Genomic DNA, 21,520 nt, shown 5'->3' on the forward strand with positions numbered 1-21,520 from the left:
CCCCCCCCCCCCCCCCCCCCCCCCCCCCCCCCCCCCCCCCCCCCCCCCCCCCCCAACGCCAACGCCGTCCATGCCCTGGCCCACGCCATGTTCGAGGGCGGCGACGGCGAGGCCGCCCAGGCCCTGATTGCACGCTGGCTGCCGTCCTACGACCGCGCCGGGGTCCTGCACGGCCACCTCGCCTGGCACGCCGCCCTGGTCGCGCTCGAACAGGGCGACGCCGCCTCTGCGCTGCGGATCTACGAGGACCAAGTCCGCCCCGGCGTCTCCCAGGGCCTGCCGATCAACGTCGTCAGCGACGCGGCCTCTTTCCTCTGGCGGCTCGACCTCTACGGCCACGGCGCGCCGCCGGCCGGCTGGGAGCAGGTCGCTGGCTATGCGCGCCAGGCCTTCCCCAATCCCGGCCATGCCTTCGTCGACGCCCACCTGGCGCTGATCGAGGCCGCCACCGCCGGCCGCGAGGCTCTGGGCCGGCGCATCGCCACGCTGGAGGCCGACCCGCGCGGGGTCGCCCTCGCCGAGGTGGTCCCGGCCATCGGCCGCGCCGCCCAGGCCTTCGCCGACGCCGACTATGAGGCCTGCGTCCGCACCCTGGAGCCGGTCGCCGCCGCGGTGGTGCGCATCGGCGGCAGCGGCGCCCAGCGCCAGGTGATCGAGGACACCCTGCTGGTGGCGCTGATGCGCGCCGGTGCGGCGGACAAGGCCCAGGCCCTGCTCGAGCGCCGGCTGCACCGCCGCCCCTCGCCGCGCGACGCCGCCTGGCTGGCTGGCCTCTAGGCGTCCAGCATCCAGACCGGAAGGTCGGCGACCACCTCGAAGCCGAGGCTCTCATAGAGCGGCCGACCGGCCTCGGTGGCCCCCAGGTGGAACCGCGTCATGCCGCGCCGCCGATAGTCGTCGATCACATGGCTCAGCAGGGCGCGACCCGCGCCTTTGCGTTGATGCTCCGGCGGCGTGGCCATCAGCGAGATCGCGCCCGTGTCGCCCGTCGGCGTCACCGAGACCGTGCACATCGGGCCGTCGTCGCCCCAGGCGACATAGGTCTCCACGCCCGCAGCCGGCGTCATGCAGACATCGATGCACCTGGCGATGACCTCGCGCGGCGTGTCGAAGGCCGCGGCGATCAGGTCGCCGGCGACCTGGGTCAGCTCCGGTCCCAGCGCGCGGGCGACCTTCATCGGGCGGCCGGGCTCAACCGGCGTGCCTGCGCGCAGCACCATCAGCGGCGCTGCGCCGACGGGGGCGAACCCCAGGCGCGTCGCGACCGGGGCCAGCGCGTCCGCTGCGCGCGGGCTCATCGTCGCCACCAGCGGCCGGCCGCGCGCCTTCGCCAGCGCCGCCGCCCGGACCAAGAAGCCCTCGGCCTGCGGATCGGCGCCCAGGATCAGCCGGTTGAAATCGGCCGCCGGCTCGTCGGTCAGGCCCAGCACGCAGCGGCGGGTCACATGCAGTTCGACGCCCGGCGCCGGGATCATCTGCGAAACCAGCGTGCGCACGCACAGCTCGATCAGCTCTTCGGTCTCGTCCATGGTCCCCCTCGCCCGCGACGCCCCTACTGGCGCAGGATCTTCTCCATCGCCTTCCCCTTGGCCAGCTCGTCGACCAATTTGTCCAGATAGCGGATCTCGCGCATGGTCGCCTCCTCGATGTCCTCGACCCGCACGCCGCAGACGACGCCCTTGATCAGCGCCCGCGCCGGGTTCATCGCCGGGGCCTGGGCGAAGAAGTCTTCGAAACTGGCCGCCATCTTCTGATCGAGCTCGCCGGGCTCATAGCCGGTCAGCCAGCTGATGATCTCGTCGACCTGCGCCTTGGTGCGCCCCTTGCGTTCGGCCTTGGCGACATAGTGCGGATAGACGCTCGCCACGCTCGTCGAATAGATCCGGTGCTCGGTCATGGGCCGGGAGCCTATCGGCCCGACGCGGCCGTGAACACCGCCAACTGAGCCTCGAACGCGCGCTGATAGGCCGGCCGCGCCTCACCCCGGGCGATGTAGGCGCAGATGTTCGGGTGTTCCTCCAGCAGGCCCGATCCCGCCAGCCGGCGCAGCACCGTCACCATCATCAGGTCGCCGGCGCTGAACGCCCCGTCCAGCCATTCGGCCTCGCCCAGCCGGCGCGACAGCTCGCCCAGCCGCTGGCGGACCCGCGCGTCGAGCATCGGCAGCCGCGCCTCGAACCAGGGCTCGTCGCGCTCCACGATCGTCGCCATCGACCGCTCGACGATCGGCGGCTCCACGGTGCTCAGCGCGGCGAACATCCAGGCGATCGCCCGGGCGCGGGCGTCCGGGTCCGTCGGCAACAACCCCGCGGATCGCTCGGCGATGTGCAGCACGATGGCCCCGGACTCGAACAGGACCAGCCCGTCTTCCTCGTAGGTCGGGATCTGTCCGAAAGGATGCAGCGCCACGTGCGCCGGCGCCTTCATCGCTGCGAACGACGCCAGTCGAACCTCATAGGGCTGGCCGACTTCCTCCAGCGCCCAGCGGACCCGCATGTCGCGCGCCAGGCCGCGGCCGCGGTCGGGGGAATTTTCGAAGGCGGTGATGGTCGCGGTCATGTCGTCCTCCTGGCTCTCCCAAGGACGAACCGGCGGCCGGCCTTGCGACACCGGCCCCGATTTTTCTCCACGGGCCGACCGGCCGTTGCAGGGCGCCCGGCCGAGCGTCACTGTGAGCCGTCCAGCTTAGTCGGAGAAACGCGCCCATGTTGACCGGATCCTGCCTGTGCGGCCGCGTCGCCTACGAGGCCGACGCCGAGATCGACGGCGTCATCCACTGCCACTGCGAGACCTGCCGTAAAGCCCACGGCGCGGCGTTCTCCAGCCTCGCGGCGGTCCCGCGGGACCGGTTCCGCTGGGTCAGGGGCGATGCGGTCCGCAAGTCGTTCGAGTCTTCGCCTGGGAAGCTGCGTCACTTCTGTTCCGAGTGCGGCTCCCAGATCGCGGCCGAGCGCGCCGGCCGCCCCACGGTCATGCTGCGGCTGGGCTGCCTCGACACCCCGATCGAGGCCGCACGCCAATGGCACATCTGGCGATCGGACGGCGCGACCTGGTACGACCCCGCCGTCGCGCTTCCGGAACTGCCCGAGGGCTTTCCGCCGGCCTAGAGCGCCTCCAGTCGCCGCCGCAGATCCTCCGCCGACGTCCGCGACAGGGCGCCGCCCGTGAAGAACGGGTCAGTCGTCACCTCCTGGGAAACCCACGGCGGCAGGCCGATCCGCGCGACCTCTTCGACGGAGTCGGCCTCCACCTCGCTCAGGGTCAATCCGGACAGCTCGCCCTCGAATACGTCGATGCTGAACATCCAGTCCGCCCACGGCATGCTGTAGCGCCGTTTGCGCACCGCAGCGCCCGGCAGAGCAGCCAGCAGGGCGTGCTCCTCCGCCGAAAGGTAGAGGTTCACGATTGGCCCGCCCAGCGCCTCGGCCGAAGGGTACTTCTTGCAGAGCTTGTACTCGCCAGGCCGCCCGTCCGCGTGGGTGATCGCCCGCAGCCGCATTCGGGAGCCCTCGAGGTAGACGTCCTCGATGACCCGCATGCGCGCCCCCGACAGATTCGGGCAGTGGGCGACCAGGAACCTGCGCTCGATCTCCATGGCCGCATACTTCGGAATTTCCACGTCCACCCCCAGGTCTGTCGCGGCGACGAGAATGCCTAAACGGCGAAGCTTGCGACAGCGTCACCGAAATCCCCTGCGGCAAGCCCTCTCGCCTTCGCCCGCGCAATAGGGCACGAAGCGCCCCATGAAGCGCCTGGCCTTTCTCGCTCTTTTCGCCGCAGGCGCCTTCTGGGGGTTGGGCTTTCCCCTGGGAAAGCTCGCCCTGCGCGAGATCGACGCCGCCCATATGGTGCTGCTGCGCTTCGCGGTCGCCGCGCTCGCAGCGGCCCCCTTCGCATTCCGCGACGCCGAGACCCGGGCGCTGTTCCGCTCGCCGCCGGTGCTGGCGGCCGGCGCACTCTACGGCGTGGCCTTCATGGTTCAGTTCGAAGGCCTGGCCCATGTCAGCGTCACCCTCGCCGCCTTGCTGGTCGGGGCCATGCCGGCGCTGATCGCGGTCTCGGCCCGCATCCTCGGCGAAAGGGTCAGCCGCGCCTCCTGGGCCGGGGTCGCCGCCGCCACCCTCGGCGCGGCGCTGATCGCCGGCAAGCCGGACGCCGGCTCCTCGCCGTTCGGCGTCGCTCTGTCGCTAATCGCCCTGCTGATCTTCCTGGCCTGGCTGCTGGTTCTGCGCCGCGCCCCCAAGACCGCCAACCCGATGGCGATCCCGGCGGTCACGGTGGTCATCGCCGCCCTGACCATCCTGCCGATCGCGCTCGTCATGCACGGCCCGCCCCGGCTAGACCTCAGCGGCGCGGCCTGGGCCGGCATCGTCGGCCAGGGCGTGCTCTCGACCCTGGTCGCCACCGCCGCCTGGCAGTTCGGCTCGGCCCGGGTCGGCGCGGCCAGCGCCGGGGTGTTCATCAACATCGAACCGCTGATGGGCGCGGGCATCGGCGTGGCCCTGTTCGGCGACCAGCTGACCCTGGCGCTGGCCGGCGGCGGCCTGCTGATCGTCGCCGGCAGCCTGGCCGTGGTGCTGGGCGAGCGCTCGACGCCCGCCATCGACACCCCGGCCCCGACGCCAGCCTGATCAGCCAGACGCCTAGCCGAGCATCCTGCCGATCATCTCGCGCAGCGGGTTGGCCGGATCGGCCAGCAGCTTGGCGGTCATGGCCAGCGAGATCGCCACCAGCAGCGGCCGGATCAGCCGCGGTCCCCAGCGCATCGCCGCGCGCGAGCCCATCCGCCCGCCGATGAACTGGCCGACCGCCATCGCCCCGCCCAGCGCCCACAGCACGTGGCCGCCCAGCCCCAGCACCACCACAGAAACGAGGTTGCTGGTCAGGTTCAGCGCCTTGGTGTGCGCCGTCGCCCGTACCAGCCCCATACCCAGCAGCGTCACCAGGCTGAGCGTGTAGAACGATCCCGCTCCCGGGCCGAAAAAGCCATCGTAGAAACCGATGCCGCCGGCGACCAGGCCATAGCCCAGCGGCCCCAGCCGGGCGTGCTGGTCCTGTGCGCCGATCTTCGGACCGAGCAGGAAATAGAGCGCGATGGCGATCAGCATCACCGGCAGCAGCAGCATCAGCCAGCGGGTGTCGACCACCATCACCGCCAGCCCGCCCGCCACCGCGCCGATCAGCACCATGACCAGCGCGACCCTGATGGCCCGCAGCTCGATGTGGCCGGCCCGCCAGAAGGTCCAGGTCGCCGAGGCGGTCCCGACGCTGCCCTGCACCTTGTTGGTGGCGATGGCCGAGACCGGGTCGACGCCGGCGGCCAGCAGCGCCGGCACGGTGATCAGCCCGCCGCCGCCGGCGATCGCATCGACGAACCCCGCCGCCAGCGCCGCGACGCACAACATCGCCACGGCCTGCGGCCCCAACTCAGCAAACAAACCGGCCCCTCCGAGAGGCGCTGCTATAGGCCCGCGTCGCCGCCGGGGCTAGGGCGGCTGGCCGCCCCACACCAATCGATTGCCAACCGCGACCCAAGGTAGCAACCTTCGCCATAAATGGGGGAAGTCATGAGCAATCCGATCGTCGCGGGCCTGACCGGCGTGGCGCAGTTCGAGGGCCGCGACTCGTCCGGCCGCTTCTGGGCCTACGCCGCCCTGGTCCTGGCTCTGGCCTTCATCGTCATGTGCGTGCCGTTCGCCATCGAAATGAACAAGACGTTCGAAGCGTTCAACAGCTTCGCCGCCGAGCATCCGGAACTCACAACTGTCCAGCGCGGCCCAGGTCAGGTCTCGATCCGGGTCGAAGGTTTCCATCCCGAGCTGATGCCCGACTTCGGTCGTCTCCTGACCACGATGGGGCTCGTCGTCGCGGGCGTCGTCGGCCTGCTGGCCGCCGCGGTCGCGCGCCGGTTGCACGATACGGGCCGCTCGGGCGTCTGGGGCCTCGCACCGCTGCCCTTCCTCGCGTTCGGCATCTTCGGGTTCAGAGGCCTGATCGAAGGCTTCATGACCGACGAACCAGACCTTCGTCTGTTCGCCGGCCTGATGCTCAACAATATGATCTATCTGCTCACCCTGGCGGGGCTGGTCTGGATGCTCGGTTCGGCCGGGACGCCGGGCCCAAATCGATTTGGCCCGGCGCCGGCCGCGGCGGCGACCTAGCCTACATCCGGTGCAGGGCGCAGAGCTTGTTGCCGTCCGGATCGCGCAGATAGGCCAGATAGAGCTTGCCCGTGCTCCCGGCGCGCACGCCGGGCGGCTCCTCGATGCTGGTCCCGCCGGCGGCCACGCCCGCCGCGTGCCAGGCGTCGGCCTGCTCGGCGCTGGCGCAGTTGAAGCCGACGGTGCTGCCGTTGCCGATGGTGGCCGCTTCGCCGTCGATCGGCAGCGACACCGCGAACACGCCGGTCGGGGTCATATAGAACACCCGGTGGCCGTCGACGAAGCCGGGCGACACGCCCAGCGCGCCCAGCAGTTGGTCATAGAAACCCTTGGCGCGGGTCAGGTCGTTGGTGCCGACCATCACGTGCGAAAACATCTGGCGCTCTCCCCTTTTCGATTCCGGCTCGCTGGCCGGCGGCGGACGCTATCACCACCGCCGCGGGAAAGAGAAGGCCGCCGACTACTGCGGCTGCGGCACGATCCGCAGATAAGGCCGCGGGGCGTCCCAGCCGTTCGGATAAATGGTCTTGGCCTCGTCGTCCGACACCGATCCGGCGATGATCACCTTCTCGCCCTGCCTCCAGTTCACCGGCGTGGCCACCCGGTGCTTGGCGGTCAGCTGCATCGAGTCCAGCACCCGCAGGATCTCGTCGAAGTTGCGGCCCGTGGTCATCGGATAGGCGAGCATCAGTTTGATCTTCTTGTCGGGGCCGATGATGAACACCGTGCGCACCGTGGCGTTGTCGGCGGCCGTGCGCCCGTCCGAGCCGCCGGCCGTCTCCTCAGGCAACATGTTGTAGAGCTTGGAGACCGCCAGGTCGGTGTCGCCGATCATCGGATAGTTCGGCGCGGTCCCCTGCGTCTCGGCGATGTCCTGCGCCCAGCGGGCGTGGTTGTCGACCGGATCGACCGACAGGCCGATGACCTTCGTGTTGCGCTTGTCGAACTCCGGCTTGAGCTTGGCCATGTAGCCCAGCTCGGTCGTGCAGACCGGCGTGAAGTCCTTGGGGTGCGAGAACAGGATCGCCCAGCTGTCGCCGATCCAGTCGTGGAAGTTGATCTTCCCTTCGGTGGTCTCGGCGGTGAAGTTCGGCGCCTCGCCGTTGATACGCAGTGCCATCGCCCGTTCCTTTCGTTGAGCGCCAGGAGGTCGCGGCTCCTTGCGCGGCGACATGCCCTGCCAACCCGCGCCCGCTGTCAAGGCCGCCGAACGCTGTTCGCCGACGCGGCGCCCTAGACCTCTCCGACCCTCCGCAACCGCTGGGCGTCGCGCACCACGATCCGGCCATAGGCCAGTTGCACCATCCCGCCGCGTTCCAGCGCCTTCAGCTCCTTGTTGATGGTCTGGCGCGACACCCCGATCATCGCCGCCAGATCCTCCTGGCGCACGTGCAGCTCGGCCCCGCCCGAACTGCGCGCCGCCCCGGCCAGGGTCCGCGCCAGCCGCACCCCGATCGGCTGGGCGATGCTGTGGGCCATGAATGTCAGCGCCGAGCGCTGGCGCGAGCAGATCAGCACTCCGAGATCGCGAAAGAGCAGCGGATGGGCCTGGGCGACCTGCTCGACCGCCGCCAGGGCGACATGCAGCAGCCGCGCCGGCTTGACCACCACCGCATCGTGCGGCCGCGGCCCGCCGTCGATCACCGACAGCTCGCCGAACCAGGCGCCGGGCCCCAGGATCATCGCCACCGACTCCATGCCGACGGCCGGATAGGCGACCAGCCGCACCTCGCCCTCGGCCACCGCCCACAGCCCGTCCGGCGGGTCGCCCAGCCCATAGACCCGCGTCCCGGCGCCCGCGCTGCTCATCCGGGCCCGCGCCAGCAGCGCCTCGCGCCGCGGCGCCGGCAGCGCGGCGAACCAGGGATCGGTGATCGGCATCATCCGGAAAACATCGCCTCGCGCCGCCAATTGTCAATTCGGCGACAATCTGCGCCCCGCGCCCGTGCGACGACGGAGCCAACAGAAGGAGGAGACCGGCCGTGACGACCATGACCGAGACGTGCGCCGAGGCCCCGTCGATCCGCGATCAGGTGTCCGAGGAAGAATGGACGCTGCGCGTCGACCTCGCCGCCGCCTACCGCCTGGTGGCCCACTACGGCTGGGACGACCTCATCTTCACCCACTTGTCGGCGCGGGTGCCGGGGCCGGAACACCACTTCCTGATCAACCCCTACACCCACATGTTCGACGAGATCACCGCCTCGTCGCTGGTCAAGATCGACGTCGACGGCAACCGGGTGATGGACGCCCGCCAGCCGGTGAACAAGGCCGGCTTCGTGATCCACTCGGCGATCCATATGGGTCGCGAGGACGCCCACGCTGTCCTGCACCTGCACACCCCGCACGGCCAGGCGGTGTCGGCGATGGCCGAGGGCCTGCTGCCCCACACCCAGACCGCGATGATCGCCCGGCACGACGTCGCCTATCACGACTTCGAAGGCATCGCGACGGACTTGGGCGAGCGCGAGCGCCTGGTCGCCGACCTCGGGACCAAGAACGCCATGATCCTGCGCAACCACGGCACCCTGACCGTGGGCGAGAGCGTCGCTCACGCCTTCCTGCGCATGTACTACCTGGAGCGCGCCTGCGAGGCCCAGGTGCTGATGCTCAGCGCCGGCCGCGACGGGCTCTACAACCCGCCGCAGGGCGTGGAGGAAAAAGTCGAGCATCAGACCGCGCCGGCCGGCATGAAGCGCCTGGCCGAGGGCCTGGCCTGGCCGGCCCTGCTGCGCAAGCTGGACCGGATCGACCCCAGCTACCGCAACTAGACCGCCAGCTCCGGCGCCTGCGCCTCGCCCCTGGCGTAGGCGCGAGCCAGCTGGCGATAGTAGCTGGAATTGAACGCGATCAGCGTCACGATCACCCCGGCCACCCCGGCCAGGGTGAAGACCAGCGCAATGCCGCGGTCCTCGCCGCGCCCGAACCAGTCGCCGATCGCCTCGGCTCCGGCCCCGGTGGTCATCAGCGGGATGAAGATGAACTGGGTCAGCGGCCCGATCAGGAAGGCGGTCAGCGGCGAGGCCGCCTGCTCCACCGACTGGGCGAAGCCGAACACCCGCCCCTGCCGCTCGAACGGCACCACCTTCTGCAGGGTCGTCTGCTCGGCGGCCTCGGCGTAGGGGCCCAGGAACATCCAGACGAAGCAGCCGGCGATCAGCAGCGTGATCGACGGCTGCAGGGTGAAGACGCAGCACACCGCCCAACTGATCAGGTTGACCAGCAGCAGCGTCCGCAGCGGGCTGCGCCCCAGGCCGGTGCGCGAGATCAGCAGGCCGCTGAGGATGAACGCCGTCGACAACAGCCCCCACAAGAGGCCCCAGGTCTGCACCTTCACCAGCGACAGGCCATAGGCGTCCATCAGCGCCATGAAGATCCCGCCGAGGAAGTTGTTGAAGGTGGCGAAGAAGATCAGCGCGAACAGGCCCGGGACCGCGGCGATCACCCTGATGGTGCCGGCGATGTCGACCTTGCGATGCTCGTGCGGCGTGTCGGGCGCGGCCCGGTCCTCGTCCAGCCGGACGAACAGCAGGTGCGCGAACGCCGCGGCGGTGCAGGCCAGCGCAAAGATCAGCGTCAAGACCATGCCGCCCCAGGCGACCAGAAAGCCGCTGATCACCGAGGTGGTCAGGAAGCCGACGCCCGAGACCATGCCGACCAGGCCGTTGGCCTTGTCGCGCCGTTCCTCCGGGATCATCAGCGTCACCAGGGTCGGCAGGGCGATCCCGCGGATATTGCCGGCGATGACGCCCAGCATCACCAGCGCCACCAGGATCCACACCGGCGCCCCGTAGGGATCGGTCAGGCTGCCGTCCGGCGCCAGGCCATAGGCGGCGAACGCCAGGGCGTAGAGACCGAACGACACCGCGCTCGAGGCCAGCATCACGGTGCGCTTGCGGTGATGGTCGACCAGGCTCCCGAACCAGATGCCGGTGGCCGCGGTCAGCACCAGATAGATGCCGGCCACCATCCCGGTCGCGAAGACCGAGCGGGTCTCCAGATAGATCCAGAAGGTCAGCGCGAACCACACCGTGAAATTGGTGATGTTCGCCAGCAGGTTATTGGCGAGGAGCTGATAGAACCGGACCACCGAACGCTCCCTGCCGACCCCCGCGAACTCCGCCGCGGCGCGCCCGAGACTTAGGCGCCGCCCGGCGCGGGCTCAAGGACTCGCCGCCCTATGATGACCAGGCGTGGAGACGGGATGGACATCAGGCGCCGACCCGCGCGGCTCAGTGCTCGATCCAGCGATTGATCTTGTCGTAAAGTTCGGTCTGCGCGATCGGCTTGGGGATATGGTCGATCATCCCGGCCTCGCGGAAGCGGGCGACCTGCTCGGGCAGGGCCTCGGCGGTCACTGCGATGATCGGGGTCCGCCCGCGCCGCCCTTCCAGCGCCCGGATCGCCCGCGTCGCCGTCAGGCCGTCCATGCGGGGCATGCGGATGTCCATGAGAATGACGTCGAAGTCGCGCTCGCCTGCCATCTGGACGGCGTCGTCGCCATCCTCGGCCATCGCCACCTCGTAGCCTTCCATTTCCAGCAGCAGCTTGCAGAGCTCGCGGTTCATCGGGTGGTCGTCGACCACCAGCACCCGCGCGGCGCCGGTCGCCGCCGCCGGCGCCGGCGCGGCCATGGGCGGGCGCTGATCGGCCGCTTCGGGGGCCCCCAGCGGCACGCTCACCCGAAACGTAGCCCCCTCGCCCGGCGCGCTCTCGACGCCGATCTGCCCGCCCATCAGCTCGACCAGCGACTTCGAGATCGCCAGCCCGAGGCCCGTCCCGCCGAACCGCCGCCGGATCGAGCTGTCGGCCTGCGAGAACCGCTCGAAGATCCGGTCTATCTCGGCGGGGCTCATCCCGATGCCGCTGTCGCGGACCTCCAGCCGAAAGACATGGCCGCCCGGCTCCTCTGCGATCTCGGCGACGACCCATACGCCCCCCTGGCTGGTGAACTTCACCGCATTGTTCAGCAGGTTCAGGACGATCTGGCGCAGGCGATTGGGGTCGATCTGGAAACGGGCGTCCTCGTCGCCGCTCGCGCTCACCTGCAGCTCAAGCCCCTTCTCGGCGGCGGCGGCGGCGACGATCCCTGCGGTTTCGCGAACCACGACCAGCGGATTGGCCGCCTGCGGCGTCAACTCGAAGCGCCCGGCCTCCAGGCGCGCGAACTCCAGCACGTCGTCGACCAGGGTCACGAGCGAGCGCCCGGCTGCAGCGATCAGCGCCATCCTCCTCCGCCCCTCGGCCGAGAGGTCCTCGGTCTCGTCGATCACGCTCGCGAACCCGAGGACGCTGTTCAGCGGCGTGCGCAGCTCGTGGCTCATGGTCGCCAGGAACTCGCTCTTGGCCCGGTTCGCCGCCTGCGCCCGCTCCCGCGCCGCGGCCAGGTGGCGATTGCGCCGAAGCACCAGATCCCTGAGCCGGTGCTGGCGATAGAGGGACAGCGCCAAGGCCAGCGTCGTCAGGAACATCATGGTGATGAACACCTGGCCCAGGCGGATGCGGTCGACGGCGCCCCAGGCCGCCGCCTCGCCCATCGTCGTCGCCCCAAGCGCGAACAGCGGCATGGCCAGCGCCGCCACGATGACCGCGCTCCAGGCCGCCCCCTTCGGACCGAGCCGGAACGCGGCGAGCGTCGCGGCGGGAAACACCACGAAAGCCATCCAGCCCTCGACCCGCGCAAAGGCCACGAGCGTGGCCGCCATCACCAGGGCGTAGATGCCGACCCTGACCCAGGGCGCCGGCCGCGGGTTATGGGTCCAGGGGTGGTCGTCCAGCAGCACCAGCGTCGCCGGCAGGGCGATCGCCATGCCCAGAACGTTGCAGAACAGCCAGCCCACGAAGACCGTGCCGAAGTCCCGGCCCAACATGAGATCGGTGAGCGTGGCGCCGATCGCCGCCATCGCCGCGCTGACGGGCGCCGCCGTCGCGATGACCAGCAGCGCCTCCCTGACGCTGCGGATCCGCGCCCGCCCGCGGGTCGCGCGCGACGCCACGGCCGCCAGCAGCACGGCCTCGGTCGTGTCGAGCCCGGTGTAGATCGCCACCAGACCCCAGGGATCCCCGGCCAGGGCGTGCCCGACCAGTTGCGTCACGACGCATATGGCCAGGAACGCAAGTCGCCGGGCCCGGCCGAAATGCAGCAGCCCCGCCGCGGCGATGGCGTTCACCGGCCAGAGCGCCGGCATGCCTTGCGCGTCCCGCGTCAGGGCGTCGCAGAACGCGAACACCCCGATGTAGGTCACCCCCAACACGACGAGCAGCAGGTTCTCTCGTCGCGCCGCCCCCTGGTGGGACCTGCCCGCCATTCTACGCCCCCGCGTTTCCCCGCGAGCGACAGAATCTGAGCCGCATATCCCTGTCAACGATCACGCGCGGCCCCGCGGCGACATGGCCGCTCTACGCCCATCAATCGTCCCGCCGTTCGTCAGGCCGAAGCGCGCGCCCGGGCCATCGCCGTCTCAGAACACCTCCAGCCAACGCTCGTTGTCGGCATCGGGATTGGACTTGCCCCGGCAGACCAGGCCGTCCCGCGCGCGGGTCTCCTTGCCGCGCGTCAGCTCCCAGCGCAGCTGCTTGCAGGCGAACGGCCCGACCGCCTCGGCGCTGACCGCCGTGATCTTCCCGACCGAGGCGCGGCCGCGCCAGTTCAGCGACTGGCCGACCTCCAGTCCGCCCAGCGCGCTGTCGAAGGCCCACATGTCGCGCAGGTCGAGGAACTTCTTGGCGGCGGCATCGAAACTGACTCCGCCCTCACAGTCGTTGCACGAGACCTCGCCGAACGTCCTGAAGGCGTCCTTCTGCGCCTCCGCCGCCGCGTCGAATTTCAGCTGGCCCGGACGCTTCAGCTTCGGATCGCCCAGATTGATCGGCTGCGGGCCCGTCGCGGCGAACACCGCCGGCGCGGCCCCCGCTGCGGTCGCGGCGATCACCGCCGCCAGGATTAAACGCTTCACGAAGACCTCCTTGGATGGCTCCAAGGCAGATTGCCCCGCGCGGAGCGGGCCGGCGCGGCGCCGTCGACCGGCGCCGGCATGCTGCGCCCGATCGATCAATCCAGCTTCTCGGACGACGAAGTCCGCACCCGGCCAGTGCTCGCCAACTTTCAACTCGCTCTGGCGTCGCCGCGGACTTCCAGGCGCCGGCCGCGAAGATCTCCATGGTCGGCGCGGGCGCCGTGATCAGCGTCAGCCTGACGGCCCAGGACTTCGCCTTCGCCTAGGTTCCCTACGGCGGCGGCTTCCCGCTAACCGGCCCCCATCGCCGCCTTGATCTGCGCAGCGGGGATCTCGCCGCTGGCCAGCTTGGCCAGGATCAACGCCGACAGCTGCGCGCGCTCGACGAAGCTCTCGGGCCAGGCGTATTCGTCGTGCGAATGGATGTCGCCGCCGCGCACCCCCAGGGTGTCGACATTGGGCAGGCCGGCGGCGAACAGGTTGTTGCCCTCGCAGACCCCGCCGGACGGCGCCCAGGTGATCTGCTGGCCGATCAGGGCGCCGGCGTCCTTCACCGCCCCGAACAGCTGCTGCTGGGCCGGGGTGAACGGCTTGGCCGGGCGGGTGAAGCCGCCATGCAGCTCCGCCTCGATCCCGTCCGCCCCGGTGGCGGCGACTTGCGCCTGCACATAGGCCAGCGCCCAGGCGGCGGCTTCGGCGTCGGGCAGCCGGATGTTGAAGCGCACCACCGCCACGTCCGGCACCATGTTCAGCGGCCCGCCGCCGTCGATGCGCGCCACGTTCAGGGTCACCCCCTCGCGCTGGCCGTTGGCGGCGGCCAGCCGCACCGCCAGGTCGGCGGCCGCAGCGATGGCGTTGCGGCCCTTGTCGAAGTCGCGGCCGGCATGGGCCGCGCGGCCGCGCACCACGGCGTGGAAGTTGCCCGAGCCCTTGCGCTGGGCCGCCAGCGCCCCGCCGGCCATCGCCGGCTCGTAGGTCAGCCCGACATGCCCGCCCGCCGCCAGCTTGGCCAGCACCGACCCCGAGGCCAGCGAGCCGATCTCCTCGTCGGGCGACAGCAGCACCCGGTAGCCGAGGTTTCCCTTCTCCGGATGCTCCTCGAACGCCCGCAGCGCCGCCAGCATGACGCTGATCCCGCCCTTCATGTCGGCCAGGCCTGGTCCGTTCAGCGCCCCGTCCGCCCGCTTGGTCACCGCGGTGAACGGCGTCCCGGCCGGATAGACGGTGTCGTAGTGGCCGGTCAGCACCACCTGCACCGGGGCCTGCGGCCGCACGGTCAGCATCAGCGCGTCGGGATGGACCTGGGCGCTCAGCGTCCCGTCGGCGGCGACCTCGTGGCTGTCGGCCAGCGGCACGTTCTCCACCTCGCCGGGCAGCTGGCGCATGACGTCCGCCAGCACCGCGCGCTGGGCCTCCAGTCCCGGCAGGTTGCGGCTGCCTGACGATAGGGCGCACCATTCCACGGCGCGGCCCAGAATGTCGTCTTCCTCCCCGGCCAGGCGGCTGAGGATGGATGAATCTTGCGCCGTGAGTTTCATGGGCGCGAGCCTCGCCCCCAAAACCGGGCTCGCGCAAGACCCTATCGGGAGGCTACTGGAAGCCCATGGCCATAACCTTCCTGAATCGCCTCGCCCCCGACGCCCAGACCCGCTGGCTGGAGGCCCTGCGCGCCGCCCTGCCGGGCGAGACGATCACCGCCGAGCCCTCGCCCGCGACCGAGATCGCCATCGTCGCCAATCCGGGCCGCGGCGTGCTGGCGAGCCTGCCGAACCTCGCCTTCGTGCAGTCCGCCTGGGCCGGGGTCGACAGCCTGCTCGACGATCCCAGCTTGCCGCGCGTGCCGATCGCCCGGCTCGTCGATCCGGCCCTGGCCGCCCAGATGGCCCAGGCGACCGCCGCCCACGTGCTCTACCTGCACCGCCAGGTCCCCGCCTACGCCGCCCAGCAGCGCCGCGGCCTCTGGCGCCAGCTGCCCCAGCCGCCGGCCGCCGAGCGCCGCGTCGGCTTCCTCGGCTATGGCGAGCTGGCCAGCGTCGCCGCCAACCTGCTGGAATCCATCGGCTTTCAGACCTACGGCTGGAGTCGCCGGCTCGGCGACCTCGACACCCTGCTGGCCACCAGCGACATCGTCGTCAACCTGCTGCCGCTGACCGACCGCACCCGCGGCATCCTCAGCGCCCCGGCCTTCGAGCGCATGAAGCGGGGCGCGGCGATCATCAACCTGGCCCGCGGCGCCCACCTGGTCGAGGATGATCTGATCGCCGCCCTCGACGCCGGCCAGTTGTCGCACGCCGTGCTCGACGTCTTCGAGGCCGAGCCGCTGGAACGCAAGCACCCGTTCTGGTCACACCCGCAGATCACCGTCACCCCGCACGTGGCCGCGATCACCGACCCCGTCTCGGCCAGCGCCGTCATCGCCGCCAACATCGCCCGCTTCCGCGCCGGCCAGCCGCCCGAAGGCCTGGTCAACCGCAAGGCCGGGTACTGAACTCGTCCTCCTCCCCTGCACAGCGGGGGAGGAGGAAGATCAGCTACACCGGCAGCTCGGTCACCGACTTCACCTCCTCCAGCACCGCATAGGTGCGCGTCTCGCGCACCCCGGGCATGGCCACCAGCACCTCGCCGAGGAACCGGCGATAGGCCTCCATGTCGCTGACCCGCGCCTTGATCAGATAGTCGAAGCCGCCGGCCACCATGTGGCACTCGAGGATTTCGGACGTCCTTTGTGCGGCCTGGGCGAACTCGCTGAAGGTGTCGCCCGTTGTCCGGTCGAGCTGGACCTCCACGAAGATCAGGAGCGCACGGTCGATGGCCTTCGGATCGAGGATCGCCGCAAAGCCGGTGATCACTCCGCGCTCGCGCAGCCGCCGCACCCGGTCCGAGCAGGCCGACGGCGACAGGTGGCATTGCTGGGCCAGGTCCAGGTTGCTGATCCGCCCGTCCCGCTGCAGCACCCGCAACAGCCGCCGGTCGGTGTCGTCGAGCTGTACGATCTCCGCCACAACGCACCCCTTGAAGACATTTGTCCGGCAGGCACCCCAAACGTCCGCCGGACATTCGGCATCATACTCGATACGCCGGACGACAGGAAACAACTCCCCGAAGGCCCCGCCGACATGACCTCCTGGACCGCCCTGGACGATCCCGCCGCCAAGTATCGCGACGAAACCGAGGCGGTGACCGCCCTGCTCGCCGCCCGGCCGCTGAGCGCCGACCAGCAGATCGCCGTCCGCGCCCAGGCCGAGCACCTGGTCCGCACCGCCCGCAAGGCCGCCAACCGCCAGGGCGTGGTCGAGAGCTTCCTGCAGGAGTTCAGCCTCGGCACCCGCGAGGGCCTGGCCCTGATGTGCCTGGCCGAGGCGCTGCTGCGCACCCCCGACGCCGAGACCCGCGACCGGCTGATCGCCGAGAAGATCGGCGGGGCCGACTGGGCCAGCCACCTCGGCCAATCCGACAGCCTGTTCGTCAACGCCTCGACCTGGGGCCTGATGCTGACCGGCCGGCTGGTCGAGGTCGACGAGGAGGCCCGCCGCGATCCGCCCGGCTTCCTGCGCCGCCTGGCCGAGCGGATCGGCGAGCCGGTCGTGCGCCGCGCCGTGGCCCAGGCGATCGGCATCATGGGCGAGCAGTTCGTGCTCGGCCGCACCATCGAGGCCGCCCTCAAGCGCGCGGCCAAGGAAGGCCAGGTCTGCTCGTTCGACATGCTGGGCGAAGGCGCCCGCACCGCTGCGGACGCCGCCCGCTACGAGCAGGCCTACGCCGACGCGCTCGAGGCGGTCGGCAAGCACGGCAAGGGCGCGGGGCCGGAGGCCGGCCACGGCGTCTCGGTCAAGCTCTCGGCTCTGTCGCCGCGCTATGAGGCGACGCACGAGGACCGGGTCTGGGCCGAGCTCTATCCGCGCCTCAAGCGGCTGGCCCTGATCGCCGCGCGCCACGACCTCAACTTCACCATCGACGCCGAGGAGGCCGACCGCCTGGTCATCTCGCTGAAGCTGCTAGAGCGGCTGGCCGGCGAGCCCGAGCTCGGCGACTGGCGCGGCCTGGGCCTGGCGGTCCAGGCCTACCAGAAGCGCGGCGTCCTCGCCGTCGCCCGCGTCGCCGAAATCGCCCGCTCCAGCGGCCGCCGACTGATGGTCCGCCTGGTCAAAGGCGCCTATTGGGACAGCGAGATCAAGCGCGCCCAGGTGAACGGCCGCCCCGACTATCCGGTCTATACGACCAAGGCCGCCACCGACCTGTCCTACCTGGTCTGCGCCCGCGCCCTCATCGAGGCGAGCCCCTACGTCTTCGCCCAGTTCGCCACCCACAACGCCCACACCCTGAGCGCGGTGCACGCCATGGCCAAGGCGGCCGGGGTGAAGATCGAGTTCCAGCGCCTGCACGGCATGGGCGAGGCGCTCTACCGCGCCGCCGACGCCCTGCGCGAAGGCGCCGTGGTGCGCACCTACGCCCCCGTCGGCGGCCATGAGGACCTGCTGCCCTATCTGGTCCGCCGCCTGCTGGAGAACGGCGCCAACACCTCGTTCGTCCACGCCCTGCTCGACGAGGGCGTCCCGGCCGAGGACGTGGTCGTCGATCCGATCGTCGCGGTCGAGAAGGCCGGCGTCGGCCCGCATCCGAAGATCCCGCGTCCGGCCGACATCTACGGAGCCGAGCGCCGCAACTCCGCCGGCTTCGACCTCTCGATCCCCGGCGAGGCCGCCCGCCTGCACCACGCCGCCCGCGCCCTGCCCCAGCTCAGCGCCGGCCCGGCCGGCGGCGCCGCACAGACCGTGTTCAGCCCCGCGCAGGCCGGCCTGCCCGTCGGCGAGGTCCGCGAGGCCTCGGTCGCCGAGATCGACGCCGCCTTCGCCACCGCCCGCCTCGCCCAGCCGGCCTGGGACGCCCTGGGGGGCTTCCGCCGCGCCGCGGTGCTGCGGGCCATGGCCGACGCGCTGGAGGCGAACGCCGAACGCCTGATCGGCATCTGCACGCGCGAGGCCGGCAAGACCCTGGCCGACGGCGTGGCCGAGGTCCGCGAGGCGGTCGACTTCTGCCGCTACTACGCCCACCTGGCCCAGACGAAGTTCGCCGGTCCTGAAGCCCTCAAGGGCCCGGTCGGCGAGACCAACAGCCTGGAGCTGCACGGCCGCGGCGTCTTCGTCTGCATCAGCCCGTGGAACTTCCCGCTGGCGATCTTCACCGGCCAGGTGGCCGCGGCCCTCGCCGCCGGCAACGCCGTGCTGGCCAAGCCGGCCGAACAGACCCCGCTGGTCGCCGCTGCGGCCGTGGCTCTGTTCCACGACGCCGGCCTGCCGCCGGCCCTGCTGGCCCTGCTCCCCGGCCGCGGCGAGACCGTGGGCGCCGCCCTGACCGCCCATCCGGGCTGCGACGGCGTGGCCTTCACCGGCGGGACCGACACCGCCCGCCGCATCAACCAGACCCTGGCCGCGCGGCCCGGCCCGATCATCCCGTTCATCGCCGAGACCGGCGGCCTCAACGGCATGTTCGTCGACACCACGGCGCTCAAGGAACAGGTCGTCGACGACGTGGTGCTCTCGGCCTTCGGTTCGGCCGGCCAACGCTGCTCGGCCCTGCGCATCCTGTTCCTGCCGAACGACACCGCCGACCTGGTCATCGAGACCATCAAGGGCGCCATGGACGCCCTGGTGATCGGCGACCCGGCCGACCCGGCCGTCGACGTCGGCCCGGTGATCGACGAGGAGGCCCGCGCCGCGCTCGCCGCGCACCTGGCGCGACTGGAGCGCGAGGCCAAGGTCCTGCACCGCCTGGAGGCCCCCGAGGGCGGGACATTCTTCGGCCCGGTGCTCGCCGAGATCCCCTCGGCCAAGTTTCTCGAACGCGAGGTGTTCGGCCCGATCCTGCACGTCGTGCGCTACGCGCCCGCGCAGCTCGCCAGGGTCGCCGGCGAACTGGCCGGCCAGGGCTACGGCCTGACGCTCGGCGTTCACTCGCGGATCGACGCCTTCGCCCGCGAGGTGCGCGCCCTGGTCCCGGCCGGCAACGTCTATGTGAACCGCTCGATCATCGGGGCGGTGGTCGGCGTCCAACCGTTCGGCGGCGAGGGCCTGTCGGGCACCGGCCCGAAGGCCGGCGGCCCCAATGCGCTGTCGCGCTACGCCATCGAGCGGGCGCTCAGCGTCAACATCACCGCCCAGGGCGGCGATCCGGCCCTGCTGAACCTCAGCCTCTAGCGGCGGCAGGCGTCTGAAACGAAGAAGCCCGGAGCTCACGCCCCGGGCTTTTTTCGTGTCCTGCGATGGTACCGCCTCCCCGGTTCGAACGGGGGACCTCTAGAGCCACAATCTAGCGCTCTAACCAACTGAGCTAAGGCGGCGCATCGCGGAGCGGCCCTTCTAGTCGCACCCGGGCGCGCGATCAAGGGCTCCGGCCTGCGGCCATGCGTTCTCCCCGAAAGAATTTCGCAAGTCCGTCTGCGGACAAAGAAAAAGCCCCGGAGCCGAAGCTCCGGGGCCTGATCCTAGGCGTATCCGAGAGGGCTTAGCCCTTCGGCAGGTTGAAGCGGATCGGGATCCGCACGCTGCCGCCTTCGACGGGCGCGCCGTCTTGGGTCTTCGGACGCATCCGGAAGAGCTTGCTCATCCGGAGGGCCGCTTCACCGAAGCCCATGTCGGCAGGCTCTTCAGACTGCACGTCACAGGACTCGAGGGTCCCCTTAGCCGTAACCGAGCAACTGATCGTCGCACGGCCTTCCACGTTCATCCGCATCGCACGGTCCGGATAGTACCGCGCGATGTCCTCGCCCGAGGGACGACGAGCCCAGTCCGGGTTCGTAATCACCGACGGACGCGGCGGGGCCGGCGGGGCGGCCTTCGGCGGTTCCGGCGTCTCGATCCGCTTCTCGACCGGGGGAACCGGCAGAGGGGGGATCTGCGGAATATCAGCCGGCACGTTCACCGGAGGCCGCGGTTGCAGCTTCGGCGGAGGCGGCGGCGGAGTGTTCGGCGGCGGCGGCGGGGGCGGCGGCGGCGGCGGCGGAGCGGGCTTGATGATAGCCACGTCCGTGACGTCGTCCGTGTATTCCCGATACTTCGGCTCGAACTTGTTCTTGTACAGATAGTAGCCGAGGACAGCGTGGACGATGATCGAGCCAACAATGGCCGCGGTCACCGCCGGGTTACGCTTCTTCTTCGGCGCGTCGAAGACACTGCGATGTTCGTGGGTAGTGTCGGTGGTTTCAGCCATACGTCACCCCCTTCTAGTTCTTATCTTCGCCGATCAGGGCCACGCTGTAGAAACCGTTGTCCTGAAGCATGTTCATCACACCCATGAAGTCCCCGTAGAGGACGTCCTTGTCGGCGCGGATGAAGATGCGTTCCTTCTCCGGATTACGTTGCCCGATCGTGCTGCGCAGAGTGTCTCCGATATCCGCCAGCTCCACGTTGTTGTCGCCGATGTAAATCGTGCCGCCAGCCTGGATGCTGATGTAGACGGGTTTCGGAGGGTTCGTCGAAGGTTTGGCGACCGCGGGCGGAAGATTAACTTTCACAGTCACGGCGGCCATAGGCGCCGCGACCATGAAGATGATCAGGAGCACCAACATAACGTCCACAAAGGGCGTCACGTTGATTTCGCTGTTCGCCTCGACCGCGTACTTGCCACCCCCAGAACCTGAGAGTTTGGCTCCCATGTGGGTTACGCCCCTTTGTCGAGCTGCCGGGAAATGGCGTTCATCAGTTCAGCAACGAAGCCTTCCGTACGCGCGCCGAAAGCGGAGATGCGGGTCTGGAAGTAGTTGTAGAAGATAACGGCCGGGATAGCGGCGAACAGACCAATACCGGTGGCGAGCAGCGCTTCGGCGATGCCGGGGGCGACGACGGCCAGGTTGGTCGTGTTGGTGTTCGCGATGCCGATGAAGGAGTTCATGATCCCGTACACGGTGCCGAACAGACCGATGAACGGACCCGACGAACCGACCGAGGCGAGGAACTGCATGCCGCCCGACAGGCGCTTGGCCATCAGGGCTTGGACCGCGCCGACCGCGGCTTCAGCCCGGTGCAGCGTGGTTTCGCGGTGGGCGCCCGAGACGGCCAGGCCGGCTTGACGCGACAGCTCGACTTCTTGGGTCGCCGCGGCGGTCATATCGGCCAGCGGGTTGCCTTCGTACTCGTCCGACATCGCGATGCGGTTCATTTCGGTGACCGACTTGGCGCCGCGGAAGGCTTCGATGAAGCGGTCCGAGGTGCGGTTCAGCGAGCCGAACTCGAGCAGCTTGGTGACCAGCAGGGTCCAGGAGAGGATCGAGGACAGCACCAGGCCGATCATCACGACCTTAACGACCGGGTCAGCGTCCATGAACATCTGCATGACGGTCAGCTTGCCGGCATGCTGTCTCTTATACACATCTGACGCTGCCGACGAACCGGAAGGTGTGTAGATCTC

23 protein-coding genes and 1 tRNA gene are annotated in these 21,520 nt (G+C 70.2%); 7 read left to right on the forward strand and 17 right to left on the reverse strand.

Annotated features, from left to right (window positions below; genetic code table 11):
- Positions 1–777, forward strand: a 777-nt coding sequence (locus tag OUA97_RS20895; RefSeq protein ID WP_267233976.1) for a hypothetical protein, incomplete at its 5' end; no start/stop codon positions are given.
- Here the strand turns inward: OUA97_RS20895 and OUA97_RS20900 are convergent.
- Genes OUA97_RS20900 through OUA97_RS20910 form a run of 3 tightly spaced genes read right to left on the reverse strand, consistent with a single transcriptional unit; the run spans position 774 to position 2,559 of the window.
- Positions 774–1,529 carry a GNAT family N-acetyltransferase gene (locus OUA97_RS20900; protein ID WP_267233977.1) on the reverse strand — a complete coding sequence of 252 codons (756 nt, stop codon included), beginning with the start codon at positions 1,527–1,529 and terminating at the stop codon, positions 774–776. The genes OUA97_RS20895 and OUA97_RS20900 overlap by 4 nt on opposite strands.
- A gap of 23 nt (positions 1,530–1,552) precedes the next feature.
- On the reverse strand, positions 1,553–1,897 hold the full coding sequence (locus OUA97_RS20905; protein WP_267233978.1) for a DUF2200 domain-containing protein: 345 nt from the start codon (positions 1,895–1,897) through the stop codon (positions 1,553–1,555).
- 11 nt (positions 1,898–1,908) lie between these two features.
- Complete coding sequence (locus OUA97_RS20910) at positions 1,909–2,559, reverse strand: glutathione S-transferase family protein (protein WP_267233979.1); 651 nt, start codon at positions 2,557–2,559, stop codon at positions 1,909–1,911.
- Between the two features lie 146 nt (positions 2,560–2,705).
- Here OUA97_RS20910 and OUA97_RS20915 point away from each other — a divergent pair, with 146 nt between their 5' ends.
- The gene (locus OUA97_RS20915) at positions 2,706–3,107 is read left to right on the forward strand and encodes a GFA family protein (protein WP_267233980.1); all 402 of its coding nucleotides are present in this window, start codon (positions 2,706–2,708) and stop codon (positions 3,105–3,107) included.
- Here OUA97_RS20915 and OUA97_RS20920 read toward each other — a convergent pair.
- Positions 3,104–3,619: a hypothetical protein gene (locus OUA97_RS20920; RefSeq protein WP_267233982.1), complete on the reverse strand. Its 516-nt coding sequence runs from the start codon at positions 3,617–3,619 to the stop codon at positions 3,104–3,106. The two genes, OUA97_RS20915 and OUA97_RS20920, sit on opposite strands and share 4 nt — an antisense overlap.
- Before the next feature lie 124 nt (positions 3,620–3,743).
- Here OUA97_RS20920 and OUA97_RS20925 point away from each other — a divergent pair, with 124 nt between their 5' ends.
- Complete coding sequence (locus OUA97_RS20925; protein WP_267233984.1) at positions 3,744–4,631, forward strand: DMT family transporter; 888 nt, start codon at positions 3,744–3,746, stop codon at positions 4,629–4,631.
- A gap of 12 nt (positions 4,632–4,643) precedes the next feature.
- On the opposite strand, the gene OUA97_RS20930 is transcribed toward OUA97_RS20925, so the two are convergent.
- Positions 4,644–5,438 (reverse strand): TSUP family transporter, encoded by a 795-nt coding sequence (locus tag OUA97_RS20930; protein ID WP_267233985.1) that lies wholly within the window; start codon positions 5,436–5,438, stop codon positions 4,644–4,646.
- Between the two features lie 129 nt (positions 5,439–5,567).
- Here OUA97_RS20930 and OUA97_RS20935 point away from each other — a divergent pair, with 129 nt between their 5' ends.
- A complete protein-coding gene (locus OUA97_RS20935; RefSeq protein WP_267233987.1) occupies positions 5,568–6,161 on the forward strand; it encodes a DUF805 domain-containing protein in 594 nt (197 codons plus the stop codon).
- Position 6,162: 1 nt separating this feature from the next.
- Here the strand turns inward: OUA97_RS20935 and OUA97_RS20940 are convergent, their stop codons facing one another.
- From OUA97_RS20940 to OUA97_RS20950, 3 genes are all read right to left on the reverse strand, one after another.
- Positions 6,163–6,537, reverse strand: coding sequence for a VOC family protein (locus OUA97_RS20940; RefSeq protein ID WP_267233988.1), 375 nt, complete (start codon positions 6,535–6,537; stop codon positions 6,163–6,165).
- Between the two features lie 84 nt (positions 6,538–6,621).
- Positions 6,622–7,281, reverse strand: coding sequence for a peroxiredoxin (locus OUA97_RS20945; RefSeq protein ID WP_267233990.1), 660 nt, complete (start codon positions 7,279–7,281; stop codon positions 6,622–6,624).
- Between the two features lie 113 nt (positions 7,282–7,394).
- Complete coding sequence (locus OUA97_RS20950; protein ID WP_267233992.1) at positions 7,395–8,045, reverse strand: Crp/Fnr family transcriptional regulator; 651 nt, start codon at positions 8,043–8,045, stop codon at positions 7,395–7,397.
- Positions 8,046–8,152: 107 nt separating this feature from the next.
- Here OUA97_RS20950 and OUA97_RS20955 point away from each other — a divergent pair, with 107 nt between their 5' ends.
- Positions 8,153–8,932, forward strand: a complete 780-nt coding sequence (locus OUA97_RS20955) for a class II aldolase/adducin family protein (RefSeq protein ID WP_267234004.1) — start codon at positions 8,153–8,155, stop codon at positions 8,930–8,932.
- Here the strand turns inward: OUA97_RS20955 and OUA97_RS20960 are convergent.
- From OUA97_RS20960 to OUA97_RS20975, 4 genes are all read right to left on the reverse strand, one after another.
- A complete protein-coding gene (locus OUA97_RS20960; RefSeq protein ID WP_267233993.1) occupies positions 8,929–10,251 on the reverse strand; it encodes an MFS transporter in 1,323 nt (440 codons plus the stop codon). The genes OUA97_RS20955 and OUA97_RS20960 overlap by 4 nt on opposite strands.
- Positions 10,252–10,393: 142 nt before the next feature.
- The gene (locus OUA97_RS20965) at positions 10,394–12,469 is read right to left on the reverse strand and encodes a hybrid sensor histidine kinase/response regulator (RefSeq protein ID WP_267233995.1); all 2,076 of its coding nucleotides are present in this window, start codon (positions 12,467–12,469) and stop codon (positions 10,394–10,396) included.
- Positions 12,470–12,622: 153 nt separating this feature from the next.
- The gene (locus tag OUA97_RS20970; protein ID WP_267233997.1) at positions 12,623–13,117 is read right to left on the reverse strand and encodes a hypothetical protein; all 495 of its coding nucleotides are present in this window, start codon (positions 13,115–13,117) and stop codon (positions 12,623–12,625) included.
- Between the two features lie 290 nt (positions 13,118–13,407).
- Positions 13,408–14,655: a hydrolase gene (locus tag OUA97_RS20975; RefSeq protein ID WP_267233998.1), complete on the reverse strand. Its 1,248-nt coding sequence runs from the start codon at positions 14,653–14,655 to the stop codon at positions 13,408–13,410.
- 65 nt (positions 14,656–14,720) lie between these two features.
- Here OUA97_RS20975 and OUA97_RS20980 point away from each other — a divergent pair, with 65 nt between their 5' ends.
- On the forward strand, positions 14,721–15,605 hold the full coding sequence (locus OUA97_RS20980) for a 2-hydroxyacid dehydrogenase (RefSeq protein ID WP_267233999.1): 885 nt from the start codon (positions 14,721–14,723) through the stop codon (positions 15,603–15,605).
- A gap of 43 nt (positions 15,606–15,648) precedes the next feature.
- On the opposite strand, the gene OUA97_RS20985 is transcribed toward OUA97_RS20980, so the two are convergent.
- Positions 15,649–16,110, reverse strand: coding sequence for an Lrp/AsnC ligand binding domain-containing protein (locus OUA97_RS20985; RefSeq protein ID WP_267234005.1), 462 nt, complete (start codon positions 16,108–16,110; stop codon positions 15,649–15,651).
- Between the two features lie 123 nt (positions 16,111–16,233).
- Between OUA97_RS20985 and putA the strand changes: the two genes are divergently transcribed.
- Complete coding sequence (putA, locus tag OUA97_RS20990; protein ID WP_267234000.1) at positions 16,234–19,311, forward strand: bifunctional proline dehydrogenase/L-glutamate gamma-semialdehyde dehydrogenase PutA; 3,078 nt, start codon at positions 16,234–16,236, stop codon at positions 19,309–19,311.
- Between the two features lie 66 nt (positions 19,312–19,377).
- On the opposite strand, the gene OUA97_RS20995 is transcribed toward putA, so the two are convergent.
- From OUA97_RS20995 to exbB, 4 genes are all read right to left on the reverse strand, one after another.
- Positions 19,378–19,454, reverse strand: a tRNA-His gene (locus OUA97_RS20995).
- 164 nt (positions 19,455–19,618) lie between these two features.
- A complete protein-coding gene (locus tag OUA97_RS21000; RefSeq protein ID WP_267234001.1) occupies positions 19,619–20,323 on the reverse strand; it encodes an energy transducer TonB in 705 nt (234 codons plus the stop codon).
- A 13-nt stretch (positions 20,324–20,336) separates the two neighbouring features.
- Positions 20,337–20,768, reverse strand: a complete 432-nt coding sequence (locus OUA97_RS21005) for a biopolymer transporter ExbD (protein WP_267234002.1) — start codon at positions 20,766–20,768, stop codon at positions 20,337–20,339.
- Between the two features lie 5 nt (positions 20,769–20,773).
- Positions 20,774–21,520, reverse strand: a 747-nt coding sequence (exbB, locus tag OUA97_RS21010) for a tonB-system energizer ExbB (protein ID WP_267234003.1), incomplete at its 5' end; no start/stop codon positions are given.

Origin of the sequence: Phenylobacterium sp. 58.2.17 (genome assembly GCF_026411515.1) — a bacterium.
In the GTDB taxonomy this organism is placed as follows: Bacteria; Pseudomonadota; Alphaproteobacteria; order Caulobacterales; family Caulobacteraceae; genus Phenylobacterium.

What these genes read in the sequence shown, in the direction of transcription:
- OUA97_RS20955 (WP_267234004.1), top strand. Translation starts at nt 8,153, where the DNA reads ATGACCGAGACGTGCGCCGAGGCCCCGTCGATCCGCGATCAGGTGTCC.
- OUA97_RS20910 (WP_267233979.1), bottom strand. Translation starts at nt 2,559, where the DNA reads ATGACCGCGACCATCACCGCCTTCGAAAATTCCCCCGACCGCGGCCGC.
- OUA97_RS20975 (WP_267233998.1), bottom strand. Translation starts at nt 14,655, where the DNA reads ATGAAACTCACGGCGCAAGATTCATCCATCCTCAGCCGCCTGGCCGGG.
- OUA97_RS20925 (WP_267233984.1), top strand. Translation starts at nt 3,744, where the DNA reads ATGAAGCGCCTGGCCTTTCTCGCTCTTTTCGCCGCAGGCGCCTTCTGG.
- OUA97_RS20915 (WP_267233980.1), top strand. Translation starts at nt 2,706, where the DNA reads ATGTTGACCGGATCCTGCCTGTGCGGCCGCGTCGCCTACGAGGCCGAC.
- OUA97_RS20980 (WP_267233999.1), top strand. Translation starts at nt 14,721, where the DNA reads ATGGCCATAACCTTCCTGAATCGCCTCGCCCCCGACGCCCAGACCCGC.
- OUA97_RS20905 (WP_267233978.1), bottom strand. Translation starts at nt 1,897, where the DNA reads ATGACCGAGCACCGGATCTATTCGACGAGCGTGGCGAGCGTCTATCCG.
- OUA97_RS20940 (WP_267233988.1), bottom strand. Translation starts at nt 6,537, where the DNA reads ATGTTTTCGCACGTGATGGTCGGCACCAACGACCTGACCCGCGCCAAG.
- OUA97_RS21005 (WP_267234002.1), bottom strand. Translation starts at nt 20,768, where the DNA reads ATGGGAGCCAAACTCTCAGGTTCTGGGGGTGGCAAGTACGCGGTCGAG.
- OUA97_RS20965 (WP_267233995.1), bottom strand. Translation starts at nt 12,469, where the DNA reads ATGGCGGGCAGGTCCCACCAGGGGGCGGCGCGACGAGAGAACCTGCTG.
- putA (WP_267234000.1), top strand. Translation starts at nt 16,234, where the DNA reads ATGACCTCCTGGACCGCCCTGGACGATCCCGCCGCCAAGTATCGCGAC.
- OUA97_RS20945 (WP_267233990.1), bottom strand. Translation starts at nt 7,281, where the DNA reads ATGGCACTGCGTATCAACGGCGAGGCGCCGAACTTCACCGCCGAGACC.
- OUA97_RS21000 (WP_267234001.1), bottom strand. Translation starts at nt 20,323, where the DNA reads ATGGCTGAAACCACCGACACTACCCACGAACATCGCAGTGTCTTCGAC.
- OUA97_RS20950 (WP_267233992.1), bottom strand. Translation starts at nt 8,045, where the DNA reads ATGATGCCGATCACCGATCCCTGGTTCGCCGCGCTGCCGGCGCCGCGG.
- OUA97_RS20935 (WP_267233987.1), top strand. Translation starts at nt 5,568, where the DNA reads ATGAGCAATCCGATCGTCGCGGGCCTGACCGGCGTGGCGCAGTTCGAG.
- OUA97_RS20900 (WP_267233977.1), bottom strand. Translation starts at nt 1,529, where the DNA reads ATGGACGAGACCGAAGAGCTGATCGAGCTGTGCGTGCGCACGCTGGTT.